At 43.2% G+C, this 14,946-nt stretch carries 16 protein-coding genes; 8 read left to right on the forward strand and 8 right to left on the reverse strand.

Annotation, left to right across the window (positions count from 1 at the left end):
- The first annotated feature begins 31 nt into the window (after positions 1-31).
- From IYN84_RS14870 to IYN84_RS14895, 6 genes are all read left to right on the forward strand, one after another.
- Positions 32-1,009: a hypothetical protein gene (locus tag IYN84_RS14870; RefSeq protein ID WP_196140027.1), complete on the forward strand. Its 978-nt coding sequence runs from the start codon at positions 32-34 to the stop codon at positions 1,007-1,009.
- A gap of 330 nt (positions 1,010-1,339) precedes the next feature.
- Positions 1,340-1,702, forward strand: a complete 363-nt coding sequence (locus tag IYN84_RS14875; RefSeq protein ID WP_196140028.1) for a metalloregulator ArsR/SmtB family transcription factor — start codon at positions 1,340-1,342, stop codon at positions 1,700-1,702.
- Complete coding sequence (locus IYN84_RS14880) at positions 1,699-2,706, forward strand: ArsJ-associated glyceraldehyde-3-phosphate dehydrogenase (RefSeq protein ID WP_196140029.1); 1,008 nt, start codon at positions 1,699-1,701, stop codon at positions 2,704-2,706. The genes IYN84_RS14875 and IYN84_RS14880 overlap by 4 nt, the downstream gene beginning before the upstream one ends.
- Before the next feature lie 13 nt (positions 2,707-2,719).
- Entirely contained in the window at positions 2,720-3,910 is a 1,191-nt protein-coding gene (gene arsJ, locus IYN84_RS14885; protein ID WP_196140030.1) for an organoarsenical effux MFS transporter ArsJ, read from the forward strand.
- 33 nt (positions 3,911-3,943) lie between these two features.
- Entirely contained in the window at positions 3,944-4,345 is a 402-nt protein-coding gene (locus IYN84_RS14890; RefSeq protein WP_196140031.1) for an SMI1/KNR4 family protein, read from the forward strand.
- A 39-nt stretch (positions 4,346-4,384) separates the two neighbouring features.
- Positions 4,385-5,002: a DUF998 domain-containing protein gene (locus tag IYN84_RS14895; RefSeq protein ID WP_196140032.1), complete on the forward strand. Its 618-nt coding sequence runs from the start codon at positions 4,385-4,387 to the stop codon at positions 5,000-5,002.
- A gap of 14 nt (positions 5,003-5,016) precedes the next feature.
- Here IYN84_RS14895 and IYN84_RS14900 read toward each other — a convergent pair whose 3' ends face one another.
- From IYN84_RS14900 to hisG, 8 genes are all read right to left on the reverse strand, one after another.
- Positions 5,017-5,691, reverse strand: coding sequence for a methyltransferase (locus tag IYN84_RS14900; protein ID WP_196140033.1), 675 nt, complete (start codon positions 5,689-5,691; stop codon positions 5,017-5,019).
- Positions 5,692-5,891: 200 nt separating this feature from the next.
- Positions 5,892-7,094 (reverse strand): histidinol dehydrogenase, encoded by a 1,203-nt coding sequence (gene hisD, locus IYN84_RS14905; RefSeq protein WP_196140034.1) that lies wholly within the window; start codon positions 7,092-7,094, stop codon positions 5,892-5,894.
- A complete protein-coding gene (gene hisE / locus IYN84_RS14910; RefSeq protein ID WP_196140035.1) occupies positions 7,084-8,349 on the reverse strand; it encodes a phosphoribosyl-ATP diphosphatase in 1,266 nt (421 codons plus the stop codon). Before hisE ends, hisD begins: the two co-directional genes overlap by 11 nt.
- Positions 8,350-8,426: 77 nt before the next feature.
- The gene (gene hisF, locus IYN84_RS14915; RefSeq protein ID WP_196140036.1) at positions 8,427-9,191 is read right to left on the reverse strand and encodes an imidazole glycerol phosphate synthase subunit HisF; all 765 of its coding nucleotides are present in this window, start codon (positions 9,189-9,191) and stop codon (positions 8,427-8,429) included.
- Positions 9,181-9,786 (reverse strand): imidazole glycerol phosphate synthase subunit HisH, encoded by a 606-nt coding sequence (hisH, locus tag IYN84_RS14920; protein WP_196140037.1) that lies wholly within the window; start codon positions 9,784-9,786, stop codon positions 9,181-9,183. The genes hisF and hisH overlap by 11 nt, the downstream gene beginning before the upstream one ends.
- Positions 9,787-9,816: 30 nt before the next feature.
- Positions 9,817-10,404, reverse strand: a complete 588-nt coding sequence (hisB, locus tag IYN84_RS14925; RefSeq protein WP_196140038.1) for an imidazoleglycerol-phosphate dehydratase HisB — start codon at positions 10,402-10,404, stop codon at positions 9,817-9,819.
- A gap of 2 nt (positions 10,405-10,406) precedes the next feature.
- Positions 10,407-12,083, reverse strand: a complete 1,677-nt coding sequence (locus IYN84_RS14930; RefSeq protein ID WP_196140039.1) for an aminotransferase class I/II-fold pyridoxal phosphate-dependent enzyme — start codon at positions 12,081-12,083, stop codon at positions 10,407-10,409.
- A 15-nt stretch (positions 12,084-12,098) separates the two neighbouring features.
- Entirely contained in the window at positions 12,099-12,947 is an 849-nt protein-coding gene (hisG, locus tag IYN84_RS14935; RefSeq protein WP_196140040.1) for an ATP phosphoribosyltransferase, read from the reverse strand.
- 513 nt (positions 12,948-13,460) lie between these two features.
- On the opposite strand from hisG, the gene IYN84_RS14940 reads away from it, so the two are divergent.
- Both IYN84_RS14940 and IYN84_RS14945 read left to right on the forward strand, forming a co-directional pair.
- Entirely contained in the window at positions 13,461-13,754 is a 294-nt protein-coding gene (locus IYN84_RS14940) for a hypothetical protein (RefSeq protein ID WP_196140041.1), read from the forward strand.
- Positions 13,755-13,796: 42 nt separating this feature from the next.
- Entirely contained in the window at positions 13,797-14,918 is a 1,122-nt protein-coding gene (locus IYN84_RS14945; protein WP_196140042.1) for a PleD family two-component system response regulator, read from the forward strand.
- The last annotated feature ends 28 nt before the right edge of the window (positions 14,919-14,946 follow it).

Consider the following 14,946-nt stretch of genomic DNA (forward strand, 5'->3'; position numbering starts at 1 on the left):
CTAGTCTTATAAAAAATCAGGGAGAGAGTGTTTGATAGTTCCGGAGTATTGGGCAGAAGCAAAATGTCGAGATATCATAGACGGCTCACAACTTACAATTCAGCGATTTGGTTGGTCAGATGTTAGTCAAGCAGAAGCTAACAGTAATGCGCATGAGCGTGCTCAAGAAGCAATGACCAGAGCCAGAAACGGCGAAAAAGTTAGAAAGATAGATCATAAAGTTTCCTACAATGGTGCTGAGGGACTCCCTATTAGAGAGGAAATTATTTCCAGACATGGAGATGTAGTTATTACACGAAATGTTTACGGCGCTTTGTGTTTGAATTCTCCAGACGTGCTTTTTGCCGATATTGACTCTCTAATAAAGGAGTATGAGCCGGGTTGGAAGCTTTTTGTGCTTTTAAGTGTAATATCTTTGTCGACGGCATATTTATATTTCAATAAGTTGTCGTTAGCAATTCCAATTCTACTAGTGGCCCATTTTTTTCTTGTTCCATTGTTGGTCAATCTTTTTATGAATCTAAAAATCAGAGTTTTCGGAGGTGAAAGGGCGATTATAGAAAAAGCAATTGCAGATTATATTTCCAAACACCCGCGAGCAAATTTACATTTATATAAAACGCCCAACGGTTATCGAATTTTAGCTATGCATCAATTGTTTTCCCCGGGAGAGGAAGACGCGACAGAACTATTGAATGCGCTGTATTCTGATCCTTTGTACATTCGAATGTGTAAAAATCAGAAGTGCTTTCGTGCCCGAATATCTCCGAAGCCTTGGCGAATTGGAATCAAAAGACTAGGGCCCAGACCAGGCGTCTGGCCAATTAAAGCAAGCCATCTTCCGGCAAGAAGTGCCTGGATAAAATCATATGAAAAAAAGAACAAAGAATTTTCTTCATGTCGTTTTATTGGAAAATTTGGTTCAGATAATGTTGAGTCGAAAGCTCTGGGAATTAAAGAGTTGCATGACCATTTTTGTCAATCAACGCAGGATCTTCCTTTGGCATGAAGGAAATTCATAAAAGAAGGCTCTTAAAAAACTTAAATTAATTGTCTCGCCGTATATTGACTATCTAATGTTAAGATAGAAGCTCTGTAGGTTGAATTGAGGAACGAAACCTGACAATTTCAAAGTTGGTATGCTTACTACTTTTAAAAGCACATTTGTTGGGTTACGCGACGCGACGCTAACATTATCTACTGTGCTGTTAAGTATGAATCAATATACAAGCTCTCTTGCCTTAATAACGTCTTTCCCAAAATCACCTTATCATGTAACATATATGAAATAACGTATATATAAACTCTGTCGTTTCTGAAGAAAAGAAAAAGTTCTGATATGGAGCCTGTCGCCTTTTATAAACAGCTTGCCGACGATACTCGCCTGAGCTGTCTCCTGTTGATCCTGGCCGAACAGGAGCTTTGCGTGTGCGAACTAACCGAGGCGCTCGATCTGAGCCAGCCAAAGGTTTCCCGCCATTTGGCTCAGCTTAAAAAAAGCGGCTTGTTGGATGACAGGCGTCAGGGTAAGTGGATTTTTTATTCTATCAGCAAAGATTTACCACACTGGGCAAAATTAGTTCTTATCGAAACTGGTCAGCAAAATCCGGAATTTATAAAAGACAAACTATTTAAATTAAATCGAATGGGTAGCAGGCCGGAAAGAGTCGGTGCCTGTTGTTATAAGGAGAGTTATTCATGAAAGTTGCCATTAATGGCTTTGGCCGCATGGGCCGACTATTTTTTCGTACACTTTGGGGAACTCAGGGCGTTGAAATAGTACATATCAACGAACCGGCGGGCGATGCTGTCTGTAGTGCTCATTTACTGGCGTTTGATTCAGTGCATGGCAAATTTATGCAGGATGAAATTACGACTGAAGGGGAAAATATTCTGCTCGAAGGATGCACCATCAAGCACACTCGGGAGTCTGATATGACGACAACCGACTGGGGGAGTGTTGATCTACTGGTAGACTGCAGTGGCAAGTATCGACAGACCGAACTTTTCGCGCCGGTTTTTGCTCAAGGCGTTAAAAAAGTGCTGGTTTCCTGCCCGGTCAAAGATGCCGACACGCTCAATATTGCCTACGGTGTTAATCACCACCTGTATGACCCTGCTAACAATCATTTAATTACTGCGGCATCCTGTACTACCAACTGTCTGGCGCCGGTAATTAAAGTGTTGCTGGATAACTTTGGTATCGAACAGGGCGCGATGACCACCATTCACGATATCACCAACACGCAAACTATTATTGATAGCGCGCATAAAGATTTACGTCGAGCTCGTTCGTGCGCGGAATCTCTGATTCCGACCACTTCGGGTTCGACCACTGCCATCATGAAAATTTTTCCGCAGTTGGAAGGCAAGCTCAACGGTTTGGCTGTTCGCGTGCCAACAGTCAATGCCTCTATTGTCGATCTGGTTGTGACCACTAATAAAAACACCTCGGTTGAGGAAGTGAATTCCGCCTTTAAAGCGGCAGCCGAAGGCGAGCTAAAAGATATTTTGGGTTATGAAACCAGGCCGCTTGTTTCTGTGGACTATAAAGATGACAAACGCTCGGGAATTATCGATGCGCTTTCTACTCAGGTTACTAATGACAATATGGTCAAAGTTATTGCCTGGTACGATAATGAAATCAACTATGTAGAAAGAATGAAAGATATTCTTCTGATGGTTAAGAGCGGTCTGGCAAGCTAATTGTTTATCAATTATGAATTCAGTTAGAAACTACGCTACTGTTACCGCGGCCTATTGGGGATTTACTCTGACCGATGGTGCTTTGCGAATGCTGGTGGTTTTGTATTTTCACCAGCTTGGCTACAGCGCGATTGATATTGCCTTTCTGTTTCTGTTTTACGAGTTTTTTGGGGTGGTGACCAATCTGGTTGGCGGTTGGCTGGCGGCCAGATTCGGCCTAAATAAAACTTTGTTTTCCGGACTGGCTTTACAGGTTGTAGCGCTTTATTTGTTGAGTCTTGAACAGTTGCTTTCGGTTCCTTATGTGATGGCAATTCAGGCGCTTTCAGGGATAGCGAAAGATCTTAATAAAATGAGCGCAAAAAGCAGCTTAAAATTACTGGTTAGTGATGGTGCGCAGGGGCAGCTATTTAAATGGGTGGCTATCCTCACCGGTTCAAAAAACACCTTGAAGGGTTTTGGTTTTTTTCTGGGAGGCTTGTTGCTGTCGGTGTTTGGTTATAAACAGTCATTGATAGTTATGGCTGTCGGCCTGGCAATTATTGGTATTGCCTGCTTTATTCTTTTACCGGGTGATTTGCAGCAGAAAAAATACAAGGTTAAATTTAAACACCTGTTTTCCAAGAGTAAGGCGATTAATCGATTATCCGCGGCGAGACTATTCCTCTTTGGTGCCAGGGATATCTGGTTTGTCGTTGCTCTACCGGTGTTTTTGCAAGCGAGTTTAAGCTGGAGTCATACACAGGTGGGTACCTTGATGGCTGTGTGGGTGATTGTTTACGGATTAATACAAACATCGACGCCCAAAATGTTGGGATTTAAACAGCCAGAGCACGCGCCCAACGGTAATACGGCAACAAAAGCGGCGTTTGTTCTGTTGCTCGCTCCTTTGGCTATGATTGTTGGTGATTCCTTTTCAGTGGGAATGAACTGGATTATTATCGGAGGCCTGATTGCTTTTGCGGTAGTCTTTGCTATGAACTCCGCCATTCATTCTTATCTGATTCTGGCATTTTCGAACAAAGATGATGTGGCGCTCGATGTCGGATTCTACTATATGTCCAACGCTGCCGGACGATTGTTGGGAACCTTGTTATCGGGACTAATTTACCAGTGGCATGGTTTCATGGCGTGTATTATTGGCTCGGCGATCATGATCGCTGTCTGCAGCCTGATTTCTACCCGGCTGGAAAAAGTAAAATAAAGTTATTTAATCGAATTGCATACAGGTAAAAAAATGAATGAACTCGTAGAACAATTGTTGGAAGGCGCTCTAGCGCAAAGCGTGGAAGCTGAGCCTGCAGAAGACGATGATTTGGTCGAAATCGAAGAAGAGATCTTGCTGCCTATTCCTGCGGATTTTAAAGATTTCCTGATCCACGCCAGTCATATTGTCTATGGCTCATTGGAGCCGGTGACGGCGCATGATTCTCACCTTCACACTCACCTGCCTGAAGTCACTGCGCAAGCTTGGGCGGAAGGACTGGAAAGAGATCTAATTCCTTTATGTGCAGTAGGTATGGGGTATTATTGTGTCAATCAGGAAGGTGAAGTTTTGCTTTGGCAAAACGGTGAAATGACCGATGAATATTGGGAAAGTGTTTGGAATTGGGTCGAGCGGGTCTGGTTGGAGAGTTAAAAACAAATCATTTGAGGAAAACACGAACAAGGAAGTGCTATGAAAAACAAAAAATGGGTGGTCGTATTTCCCCTTCTCAGTTTTATTTGGCTTGCGGTAACTGTAATTATCGCTGGCGAAAATTTTTCTGACTATAACCATGCCCATCAATTTATCAGCGAACTTGGTGCAAGCGGAGCGCCTTTGAGTTTTGAAGTTAATTATTGGGGCTTCTTTCCGACTGAAATATTGATCATTCTATTCTCGATAAATCTGTATTTTATTTTGCCCAGGTCAAAGCTTAAGTGGGTCGGTATTGTTGTTTTGAACGCCTATGCTCTCAGCTATATGCTCGCCGCGGTCTATCCTTGTGATTTTGGATGTAGGCCGACAAACCCCAGCATGTCCAATGAGCTTCATTTTTTGTTTGGTGGCCTGGCTTATTTGTTGGGAGTTGTTGTAATTCTCGTTTTGGCTTTTGAATCGCGCCACTGGTGTCAGAGTCGCGTTCCACTTGTTTCGGGAGGTTGCATTTCAGTAGTTGTTTTAAGCATGCTTGGCACTATTGATCTTGAGGTGGAATATTCCGGCCTTATGCAGCGAATATGTGAAACGCTAATCTATAGCTGGTTTATTCTCTACGCGAGCTACATTTATCGAACTCGGTCGATAAAATAATGTACACACCATCATTAACCGAAACTAGTTCTTAATTTGGTTTTTACAAATTTTAGAATATAACCGCTAAAATTGGCCAACGCTTTTATGTCCGCAGGAATATCCTGATAGTGACAAATATAGCCTAGTTTTACCATTGCTTTATCGAGTTTCGTCTTTCTTCCCCGACCGGGATCAACGATGATAACTTCACAAGTTGCTGAAGCATGGGCATCGATAAAGTTGGCAAGCAGTGTAATATGTTCATCTTCGTATAAAAGATCGCTACCGATAATCAGATCAAATAGTCCCAAAGAATCATCTTTGTCAGCCCAGCTGGTTCGCTCGAAAAAGATCTTTTGATCTTCGTTAATTTTTACATTTCTTTTCAAAAAAGATTCGACTTCCGGGTGATAATCGGTGGCGGTAATATCGGCGTTCTTACTATTCAGTAAAAGGCTCGGCAAGGCTATCCCGCAGCCGACTTCCAATATTCGTTTTGCTTTAATATTGTAACTATCCATAAAATGGGCAAGAGCCATACTGGAGGGCCAGATTACGCCGAATATAGGCCAGGACGCCGAGCAGATCCCGAGACCTTCTGCTTTGCCGTCGGGGTCATAATATTGCTGATTATCGCGAAGCGTACATAGGTGAATGTCGGTATTCAAAAATTCAATGGTTTGATACTTTAATCTGAGATCTGTCATTAGTGGCCTGCTAAGCGTTGCGCCTGGCCAACTATCGAGGATAAATGACAAAACGAAGGTTTCTCTCTAGAGTAAAGCTTATTGAACAAAGCGCAAGTTAATTTCCCAAAAGAGAAATAAAAAGAGGCGCATTAATGGCTCGCTTGAGTAAAGCCTGTACTCCTTATTATAAGAAGGCAGGCCTTAATAACGAAAAGAGACTACTTTCTAATTTGTAAACTATCCCTGTGATAAATCAATCCTTCGGCCTCGGCAATCAAGACGGCATTTTCTGAAAGCACTTTTCTTCCTCGTGCATTCACTTCCTGAACGGTCAGAACTTTTAAATAGGTGTTGACGCTTAATCCGCCCGATTGTTTGGCATAACCTAGAGTCGGCAATGTATGGTTGGGTCCGGATATATAGTCTCCCAAGGCAACCGCACTATTGGCTCCGATAAAAAGGGAGCCAAAATTGGTCAGTTGCGCTTCGTTTATTGAACGGTGACAAAGCATCAAATGTTCTGGCGCAAAGTCTTCACTAAACTGAATGAGTTTTTCAACTGAATCGGCAAAAACGAGCTCAATCTGTTTGTCTTTCAGTAGCTTGTGAGTCTCCTCACTTTTTTCGAGGTAAGCCAGTACTTCGACCAGCCAGTCAGCATTGTCACTGGCGATTATGGAAACTGCCATGGGATCGTGTTCGGCCTGCGCCAGGGCATCCAGTGCCAGCCAATCGATGGGTTGAGTTTCATCACAAAGGGCGAGGAGTTCGCTGGGGCCGGCTAATCCATCAATTTTTACTTTAGACTGAACCTGCTTTTTTGCTTCATTAACCCAGGCGTTACCGGGGCCGACTATTAAATTGACGGGCTCAACGGATTGATAGCCATAGGTTAATGCCCCGATGGCCTGTACGCCACCCATTTTAATAAAACAGGTTGCACCGGCTAACGATGCCGCTGCCAAAATTGCCGGATCATCTGACGGTGAGCAAGCGATCCTGACTGGACTGCCTGCAACTTTGGCCGGTATCAAGGTCATAAGCGCGGTTGAAATCAGCGGAAAGCGACCACCGGGAATATAAGCGCCCACCCGTTCAATGGGCAGAACAACCTGGCCAAAGCGACCAAATTCATCCTCAAAGATTTTTGATTCGACGCCTGATTTTTGAAACCTGGCAAAGCTTTCTATTCGACTTGCGGCCAGTTTAATCGAGTTTTTCAGTGCTTCTGATAATGGGTAATCGTCAAAGGGTCTTAACTTGATAAAACGGACAGCATTTTTATCAAATAACTGTGCATAGCGATCAACTGCCTCATCATTATTTTTTGCAATATCCGACAATATTTCGCTAACTTTTTCGGAAATATCCATGACCTCGGTTAACGCTTGTCGCTGCCACTTTTCTGCCTTAATTATCATTGAAACGGCTCCTAAGTTCACACAGAATATCATCGACGGAAACACCTTTGGCGATGGCATCGACCAAAGCAAAGAAAATTAAATCAGCGGCTTCCCAGCGAACCTCTTCGAACGATCGAGCTTCGATCAATTCTTGCGCTTCTTCTAATATTTTTTCTGCACGAAACTCCGCAGATTGAAAAAGCTTACTGGTAAATGAATTTTTCGGCAGTTCTTTTTTTCGTCTCTCCAGAAGCTGATTGAGCTTCGAAAAACTGAATTCACGTTTTTGACTGGCGAAACAACTATAGCGATCTAAGTGACAGGCATTTGTCTGTACTTGTTGATCCGCCTCATTCTTATCCGCCAGCCTTACCCTGAATATTAGACTATCACCGTCACAATCAAAATCAGCCTGAACAAGAGATTGTCGATCGCCGCTGGTGAGTCCTTTTTCCCAGATCTCATTCCGACTTCGACTCCAGTAGATCCCCGCTCTCTTTTCTAACGCTAAACGTAATGAAGCTTGGCTAGAATAAGCCTGCATCAGTATTTTATTGGTGTCCACATCCTGTACAATGGTCGGTATAAGCGGCGCTTTCTCAAAATCGAGCTGAGTTAAAAAGCAGTCGATCAGATTGAGCTTACCTGTATAAATGGACATACCGATTTGTCCATTACAGCCTAATCTGGTAAACCACTGAATATCATCCAGGCTGGTAATGCCTCCCGCGATAGTGACTGGGACACTTGAATTTTTGACCACATCAAAAATTCGTTCACGATCCAGTCCTTCAAGCAATCCTTCTTTTTCGACCTGGGTATATAAAAACTCGCTACAATTTTTTGCCAGCTCCGGAATTAAGTCGAGAACTTTTTCCCCTTCAGTATTTTTCCAGCCCTGAGTCGACCAATAATCTCCCTTGGCATCGATTGCGAAAATAAGCGAATTTTTATCGAGTTTTTTTACCCACTGCTGGCGACAGTTAGTGCCGATAATAATTTTACTCGCTCCTGCTTTAATATATTCTTTCGCGGTTTCAAGATCGCGAATACCGCCGCCAACGCGGCAGGGTCTGACTTTAAGCAATGCTTTGATTAAATCCTTGTTGTCGCCTTTTCCTAGCGCCGCGTCCAAATCGATAATGGCTACTTCGCCGTAAACCGAAAAATCTTCCAGTAGCTGAAAAACATCTTCTCGTTCCAGAACTTTTTCTTTTCCCTGCTTGAGTTGAACGGCTTTTCCGTTCATTAAATCAATTGATGGTATTAACATGATTGTTACCTGATCTTGTAATATGTATGTTTATCTGCTTGACAAAATAGCAGCCAAGTATTTCTATTGTCTTTTCACTATCTAACGCTTAACCCTTTATCAGTTAGGTAGCGTTTAACATCGCCCACTCGATAGTCGCCCGAATGAAACATGCCGGCAGCCAGGCAGGCATCCGCCCCCTGACTAAATGCCTGATAAAAATGTTCTTCGCTTTTGGCGCCGCCGGAGGCGATCACCTGAATAGGCAATTCCCGGCTAACCTGTGCTGTCAGCTCAGTATCAAACCCTGAGCCGGTGCCGTCTTTATGCATCGCAGTTAATAAAATTTCTCCGGCGCCCCGCCTGGCGACTTCTTTGGTCCAGTCAAAAAAGTTTTTATCGGTGAGCTTTCTTCCGCCGTTAATGTAAACGCCGAGAGAAGAATCGGCTTCTCTATTTACATCAACAGCCACTACTACACACTGGCTGCCGTAGGCTTTAGCCGTTGCGTCGATAATGTCAGGGGCCAATACCGCCGTAGTATTGAGCGCTACTTTATCGGCGCCTGCATCCAGAAAGGCTTTAACGTCATCGAGTTTTTTCAAGCCACCACCAACGGTAAAAGGGATCGAAAGGTTACAGGCGATATCCGTTACCAGTTTGAGCGCGGTTGGCCGATTTTCGTTACTCGCTGATATATCGAGAAATACCAGTTCATCGGCGCCTTGCTCTTCATAAGCCTGTGCAAGCTCAATCGGATCGCCCATATCTCTTAATTGTTTGAAGTTGGTTCCTTTAACCACGCGTCCTTTATCGACATCAAGGCATACTATGATTCTTGGTAGCAGTTGACTATTTGGCATTGATCGTCTCCCCGACTAAATCGATATTTCTGGACAAGGATTCCCGTATTATTTGTAGCCCCGCATCACTGGATTTTTCCGGATGAAACTGCACGCCGGTGAAAGTACCCTGCCTGACTGCAGCACAAAAAGTTTCACCATAGCAGGTGGTTGCTATTGATTCGGATGCACCTTTAATGGCGTAGCTATTTACAAAATAAACACAGGCTTCCGGCCAGATTTCTGACTCAATATTGGCCCAGCCAACCATTGGTTTTTTGGGAAAATCCAGCGCTCTGGCTTCGCCTTTAAACCAGCCAAGCCCTGCAATATTTTTATCTTCTTCGCTTGCTTCAAAAAATATCTGCATGCCCACGCAGATTCCGAGCATGGGAATGTTGCTTTCTCTGGCATTTAACAAGTAGGCAGGCCAACCAGCTTGACTGATATTTTCAATAACGGTTCCAAAGCGTCCCTGACCGGGGAGCACTATGGCGTCAAATAATTGTTCAGGCGGCGATGTCGCAATCGTCACCTCGAAATTTAGTTTTTCAATCGCAGCTCGCAAGCTAAACAGGTTGCCTGCTTTGGTATCAACGATGAGTACTTTTTTCATGGTTTGATCTCACAAAATCTAAAACAGCAATTACAAAATACCCTTGGTGGTATTTTCTCCACTCGCCGGTAATAAAGCCTCTTTAAGCGCATAAGCCAAAGCTTTGAAACAGCCTTCAGCCAGGTGATGATTGTTACGAAACGTCATCGGCTTGATGTGTAAGGTCATCGCAGCGCTCATCGCCAGAGTATTGAAGAAGTGTTCGAACATTTCGGTACTCACTCCACCGAGATTTTCGCGAGTAAATTTCAGCTCGCCGACATAGATTCCTCGACCGGACAGATCGAGCGCACAAAGGATCAAGGCTTCATCCATCGGCAACAAGCGTTGACCGTAACGCTGCATGGTATCGAGTGAACGCCAGCTTTGTTGTAACGCCTCGCCCAGACAGATGGCAATATCTTCAACCGTATGATGGTCATCCACTTCCAGATCTCCATCCACGGCAAGCGAAAGATCCCATCGTGCGTGAGAGGCCAGTTGCTCCAGCATGTGATCGAGAAAAGGAATCCCGCTATTAATAGTTATTTTCTGGCTTCCGAAAATATTGAGCGACAAAGTAATTTGGGTTTCTTTGGTTTTTCTTTCAACGCTAATTGGAAATTGACTATTATTCATTGTTATTTAACCGGCTTTAGCCAGTCCTCCAGTTGATTGATACTCTCGAGCACAATATCCGCCCCCGCTTGATAAAGTGCTTCGACGTTTCTTTTGCCAATACCAACAGCGAGAGAATTCGAGGCGACGGCGGCTTGCATATCGTCCGGATTGTCGCCGCACATCCAGCTTGCGTTTGAGAATTGACATTGCAGTTTTTTTATTCCTTCCGGCGAGGGTTTGGGCAAGGTTACATCGTCCAGACTTATCAGAGCCTCGGTTTGCAAGCCGATCAGCGAAAGTCCCGCTTGTGCTTCTATTCGCGGACGACCCGTCACTACAGCAAATTGTGTTTTTTGGCTTTTATTGATCGTCTGAATAAGCTCTTTCTGGATAAGAGGCTTTTCATTAGCGACCAATCCATTATTGTTGTCTCCCAGATAAAATTGCTGAAAAACTTCAGTGACCTTTTCCAAAGAGACATTGATATTTAAGGTTTCCAATAATGCTCTGGACAATACCCAATCGTTATTAAAGCCTCCTTGATCGCGTAGCGAAAAGATCTGTTCCATCGAAATCTTTTGTCCCGAAAGCTCTTCAACTGTCGCTTTGACTGCTTGGTCATAGCTTTCACTGGTATCGATTAGTACACCGTCCATATCGAGGCAGATGAGTTTAGGCGTTAGCGCCTGTTCTAAAAGCGACAGTAATCTGTCCAGTGTATAAGGAATTGTAATGCGAATGCATTTGCCAAGTTGTTTTATACTAGAATTTCCTTCGGGAAAAGTTTTAATAAGCAAATTATTTTTAGCAAGAAAAGATTTAACGGCACTTGCTTGCAAGTTGTTCAACTTCAGTAAAACAAAATTAGCCTGGCTTTCTACCACTGGAATTTTCTTGTCATTTAACCAGCACAGAAGTTTTTTTCTATTTTTGCGGATGACTTCACTGTAATTTTCGACTTCCTGTCGATTATCCTGGCTTAGGGCCGTTTTCGCGATTTCGATACTGGGTGCAGGGATGTTGAAAGGTATGGAGCGAGTTTTAAATTGCTCAATTAGTATTTCTGATCCCAAAATGTATCCGAGGCGAATACCCGCCAGTCCATACGCTTTTGACAGGGTTCTCAAGATCACCAGGTTATCGAACTGGGATAAGAGTTTAATTGTCACTGCCTCCTCATCTGAGAATTCGATGTAGGCTTCATCCAGAAACACGATGCCTTGATTGACACTGGCATTCTCAATAATATCGAGCAAAGTTTCTAAAGCGATACTCTCTCCCGTCGGATTATTAGGACGAGTAATGATAGTTATTGCGCCTGGATTTTGTTTGATGGCCTGTATGGTATTTGAGGTATTAATTGTGAGATCCGAATTGGCCGATACTAAAATTGCGTCTAGCTGCCAACTATCGACGCCCCATGTATATTGGGAAAACGCTGGTAATGGCAGTATTACTTTCGTTGTTTCTTTAATGAGCCGCATCAAAAGCATAATCGCTTCGTCGCCTCCATTACTGCAAAAGACCTGTTCTGGTTTTAACGAGTAAATGTCAGCTATTTGTTGTTCCAGTTGCTCCCTTTGTGGATAACGCCATAAATCAGAGTATTCACTTTCCTGTGCTATTACACTGACTTGATCAGATCTTTCATTAAAATCCAGTTTTAAAGTTTTGCTATCTAGAGATTCGGGGTTCATCGGATGTCCTTCCTGCTATAGTGCTTTACGGATCGGTGTTTCTAGAATGTCGGTTGCGCCCGCAGCAATGAGTTTCGGGATCAGATTTTTTATTTCTTTTTTCGGAATCGCTGCTTTTACCGCAAAGCCTTTGTCCTGATAAAGTGGAGAGACGGTCGGATAACGCATTGCGGGTAATAAATCGACAATTGCATTAATTTGTTCAGTGGCACAGTTCATTTCTAAAAGCACTCTTTCTCTGCCGTTGAGAACTGCCTGCATCAAAGTCAACAGATCATCTATTTGTCGGCGCTTGTTAGGATCTTCCAGTGCTTTGGCATTGGCAATAAACTGCGTTGAGCTCTCCATTACTGTATCGACGATCTTTAGTCGATTGGCGCGAATTGTGGTACCGGTAGAGGTGTTATCGATGATCATATCGGCATCTTCAGGAGGAAAAACTTCGGTCGCACCATAAGAACGTAACAACTGATAATTTAAACCTAGTTTGTTTAAGTAGTCAGTTGCAACATTCTTATATTCAGAAGCGACAATTAGTTTACGCGACTTCATTTCTTCCCAGTCCCAGTCTTCAGGAATACAGGTGACAATCTTGACCGGGTTGAATCCAAGGTCTTTTAGAACAACAACTTCACTTCGTCTTTCCTGGATCCAGTCATAGCCGGCAAATCCTATGTCGTGCTGTCCCATTTCAACTAATGAAGGAATATTTTGGCTTTTTAATAATTTGACTTCGAGATCAAAGCCAAACGCCTGAGGGCGATAATTACGTTCGTCACCGATAAGTTCAATACCACAGTCGGAAAGGAGTTGATTAACTTTGGTATTAATTCGTCCCTTTGGTAATACTAGTTTTAATGTCATTTTCATTGCCTCAGTTAATTTGAAAGTGATGTTAAAACCTCGTTTACTTTCTTTCACCAAAGCATAAAAAAAGCCCCGGTTACTGTTGTAAACGGGGCTTTGGTATTCTTTGTCTGATTAAATATCAGGTACGCGCAAAACCACCGTCATCGGTATGATGATGGTGATGATGATGGACTGCTGTAATCGATATTAATCTGTTCATATGGCCGATTATGTGAAATACCGTGTCTAATTTCAAATAGGATTTGGTTATTAAGAGCAAAAAAATAGGTTAAACTGGTCCTATCTACAAGACTAAAATTTATTTTGATTGCAGGATATTGGCTTGGTAGGCCCACTCATTAGGGAATATTCAGTCAGAATTTTGAATTTTTACAAGCCATTGCCTAAAGTTAGAGAATGTCAAAACTCGGTAGTTATAAAGGGCTCGAGTGACTGTTTGCTATTTTGATAATTCGGTCTGACTCTAACTAATGACTAAATGGAAACCAAATAGAAATAGGGAAAAACATGGAAAATGTTACTACCAGCTCTGTGGCTTCCAACGAAGTAAGCAACCTGAAAGAGAAGCTAGAACAGCTTGAGACCCAATTGACCAGCCGCTTGCTAAATAGTGTTAGTGAGCGCCAGGAGCGCCGATTACGACTGGAAAAGTACCTGAAGCGGTTACCGATTACCGACAGCCAATGTCTGCACATTTTGAAAAATTTCGATGCTGATGCAGAGCAAGCAATGCAAATGCAATTGGTTGGGCAAGAGGTCAAGACCGCCTTGGAGGAACTTAAGGCATTGCTATCAGGTTAAATTAGCAATCTATCTTTTAGAGTCCATTCAGAGGGGATTTGAATGTCTCATTCATTGGCGAAAATATTATGCATTGAAGATGCTAAGGCCGATCAAAACTTTATTCGAAAGCACTTAGGCCGCGATTACGAACTTGCATTTGCGGCAAGCGGGGATGAAGGAATCGCCAGAGTTTCCGGTTTTAATCCCGATTTGGTGTTACTTGATGTCAATATGCCGGATATCAATGGATTGGAAGTTTGTCGTCACATTCGGGAGTTACCTGAAACCGAGGACTTACCCATTGTGTTTATTTCCGGAATGTCTTCGGCAGAAGACCGGTTGGCTGGCTATCGTGCCGGGGGAGATGAATACCTGGGTAAGCCATTTGATGAAAAAGAGCTGGTTAGTAAGGTAACACTCTTAATTAAGGCCAAACAAGAAAAACAGCGGCTCAAGGAAGTTTCCCAAAAGGCCAGTCAGGCAGCAATTGCTGCCGTAACCAGAGCAGCAGAACTGGGGTTTATTGTAACCCTGCTACGCGAAAGCTTTGCCTGTGAAGGGATTGATGAGCTTGGCGAAAAAGTGTTCAACACCTTGACTTGTTATGCTCTGGACGGAAGCTTGCTTCTTCGATTTAATGGAAAAGATCTGTTTTATCCAAAAAACAGGCCCCTTTCTGAAAAAGAAAAATCCGCCTTAATCAAGGCTCATGACGCCGGTCGAATCTTCCAGTATCAGGATATCGCAATATTTAGCACACCTAAAGTTTCTTTGCTTATCAGGCAAATGCCGAGTAACTCTGCCAAGGTTAGTCGACTGCTTGAGCATCTGGCTATTTTGGTTGAAGGTGTGGAAGCTCGACTTAAGGGGCTGGAAATAAAACACCACACGGACGTTGATAAACAGTTATTGGAGCAATCAGTAGAGCTGACTCATGGCTGTCTTGAAGATTTAAAGGAAGGTCATTACCAGCAGCGGGTTGCAACAGCCAAAATTCTTTCTGACGTGGTAGAAGATATGGAAGAATTATTTCTTCGTCTAGGCTTGGACGAGACTCAGGAGCAAGCGCTGCTTTCTTTAATTCTTGAAGCTGAAAGAAAAACAGAAGCTGTTTTCTTTAAGAATAACCAGCTTCAGGAACAGTTTGAAGAGATAAAAGGACACCTGAATTCGCTCATTTAACCTAACCAGTTGCTGGTTGAAGTTATTG

Origin of the sequence: Aliikangiella sp. G2MR2-5, assembly GCF_015687155.1 — a bacterium.
GTDB lineage: Bacteria > Pseudomonadota > Gammaproteobacteria > Enterobacterales > Kangiellaceae > Aliikangiella.

What these genes read in the sequence shown, in the direction of transcription:
- IYN84_RS14875 (WP_196140028.1), top strand. Translation starts at nt 1,340, where the DNA reads ATGGAGCCTGTCGCCTTTTATAAACAGCTTGCCGACGATACTCGCCTG.
- IYN84_RS14880 (WP_196140029.1), top strand. Translation starts at nt 1,699, where the DNA reads ATGAAAGTTGCCATTAATGGCTTTGGCCGCATGGGCCGACTATTTTTT.
- arsJ (WP_196140030.1), top strand. Translation starts at nt 2,720, where the DNA reads ATGAATTCAGTTAGAAACTACGCTACTGTTACCGCGGCCTATTGGGGA.
- IYN84_RS14890 (WP_196140031.1), top strand. Translation starts at nt 3,944, where the DNA reads ATGAATGAACTCGTAGAACAATTGTTGGAAGGCGCTCTAGCGCAAAGC.
- IYN84_RS14895 (WP_196140032.1), top strand. Translation starts at nt 4,385, where the DNA reads ATGAAAAACAAAAAATGGGTGGTCGTATTTCCCCTTCTCAGTTTTATT.
- IYN84_RS14900 (WP_196140033.1), bottom strand. Translation starts at nt 5,691, where the DNA reads ATGACAGATCTCAGATTAAAGTATCAAACCATTGAATTTTTGAATACC.
- hisD (WP_196140034.1), bottom strand. Translation starts at nt 7,094, where the DNA reads ATGATAATTAAGGCAGAAAAGTGGCAGCGACAAGCGTTAACCGAGGTC.
- hisE (WP_196140035.1), bottom strand. Translation starts at nt 8,349, where the DNA reads ATGTTAATACCATCAATTGATTTAATGAACGGAAAAGCCGTTCAACTC.
- hisF (WP_196140036.1), bottom strand. Translation starts at nt 9,191, where the DNA reads ATGCCAAATAGTCAACTGCTACCAAGAATCATAGTATGCCTTGATGTC.
- hisH (WP_196140037.1), bottom strand. Translation starts at nt 9,786, where the DNA reads ATGAAAAAAGTACTCATCGTTGATACCAAAGCAGGCAACCTGTTTAGC.
- hisB (WP_196140038.1), bottom strand. Translation starts at nt 10,404, where the DNA reads ATGAATAATAGTCAATTTCCAATTAGCGTTGAAAGAAAAACCAAAGAA.
- IYN84_RS14930 (WP_196140039.1), bottom strand. Translation starts at nt 12,083, where the DNA reads ATGAACCCCGAATCTCTAGATAGCAAAACTTTAAAACTGGATTTTAAT.
- hisG (WP_196140040.1), bottom strand. Translation starts at nt 12,947, where the DNA reads ATGACATTAAAACTAGTATTACCAAAGGGACGAATTAATACCAAAGTT.
- IYN84_RS14940 (WP_196140041.1), top strand. Translation starts at nt 13,461, where the DNA reads ATGGAAAATGTTACTACCAGCTCTGTGGCTTCCAACGAAGTAAGCAAC.
- IYN84_RS14945 (WP_196140042.1), top strand. Translation starts at nt 13,797, where the DNA reads ATGTCTCATTCATTGGCGAAAATATTATGCATTGAAGATGCTAAGGCC.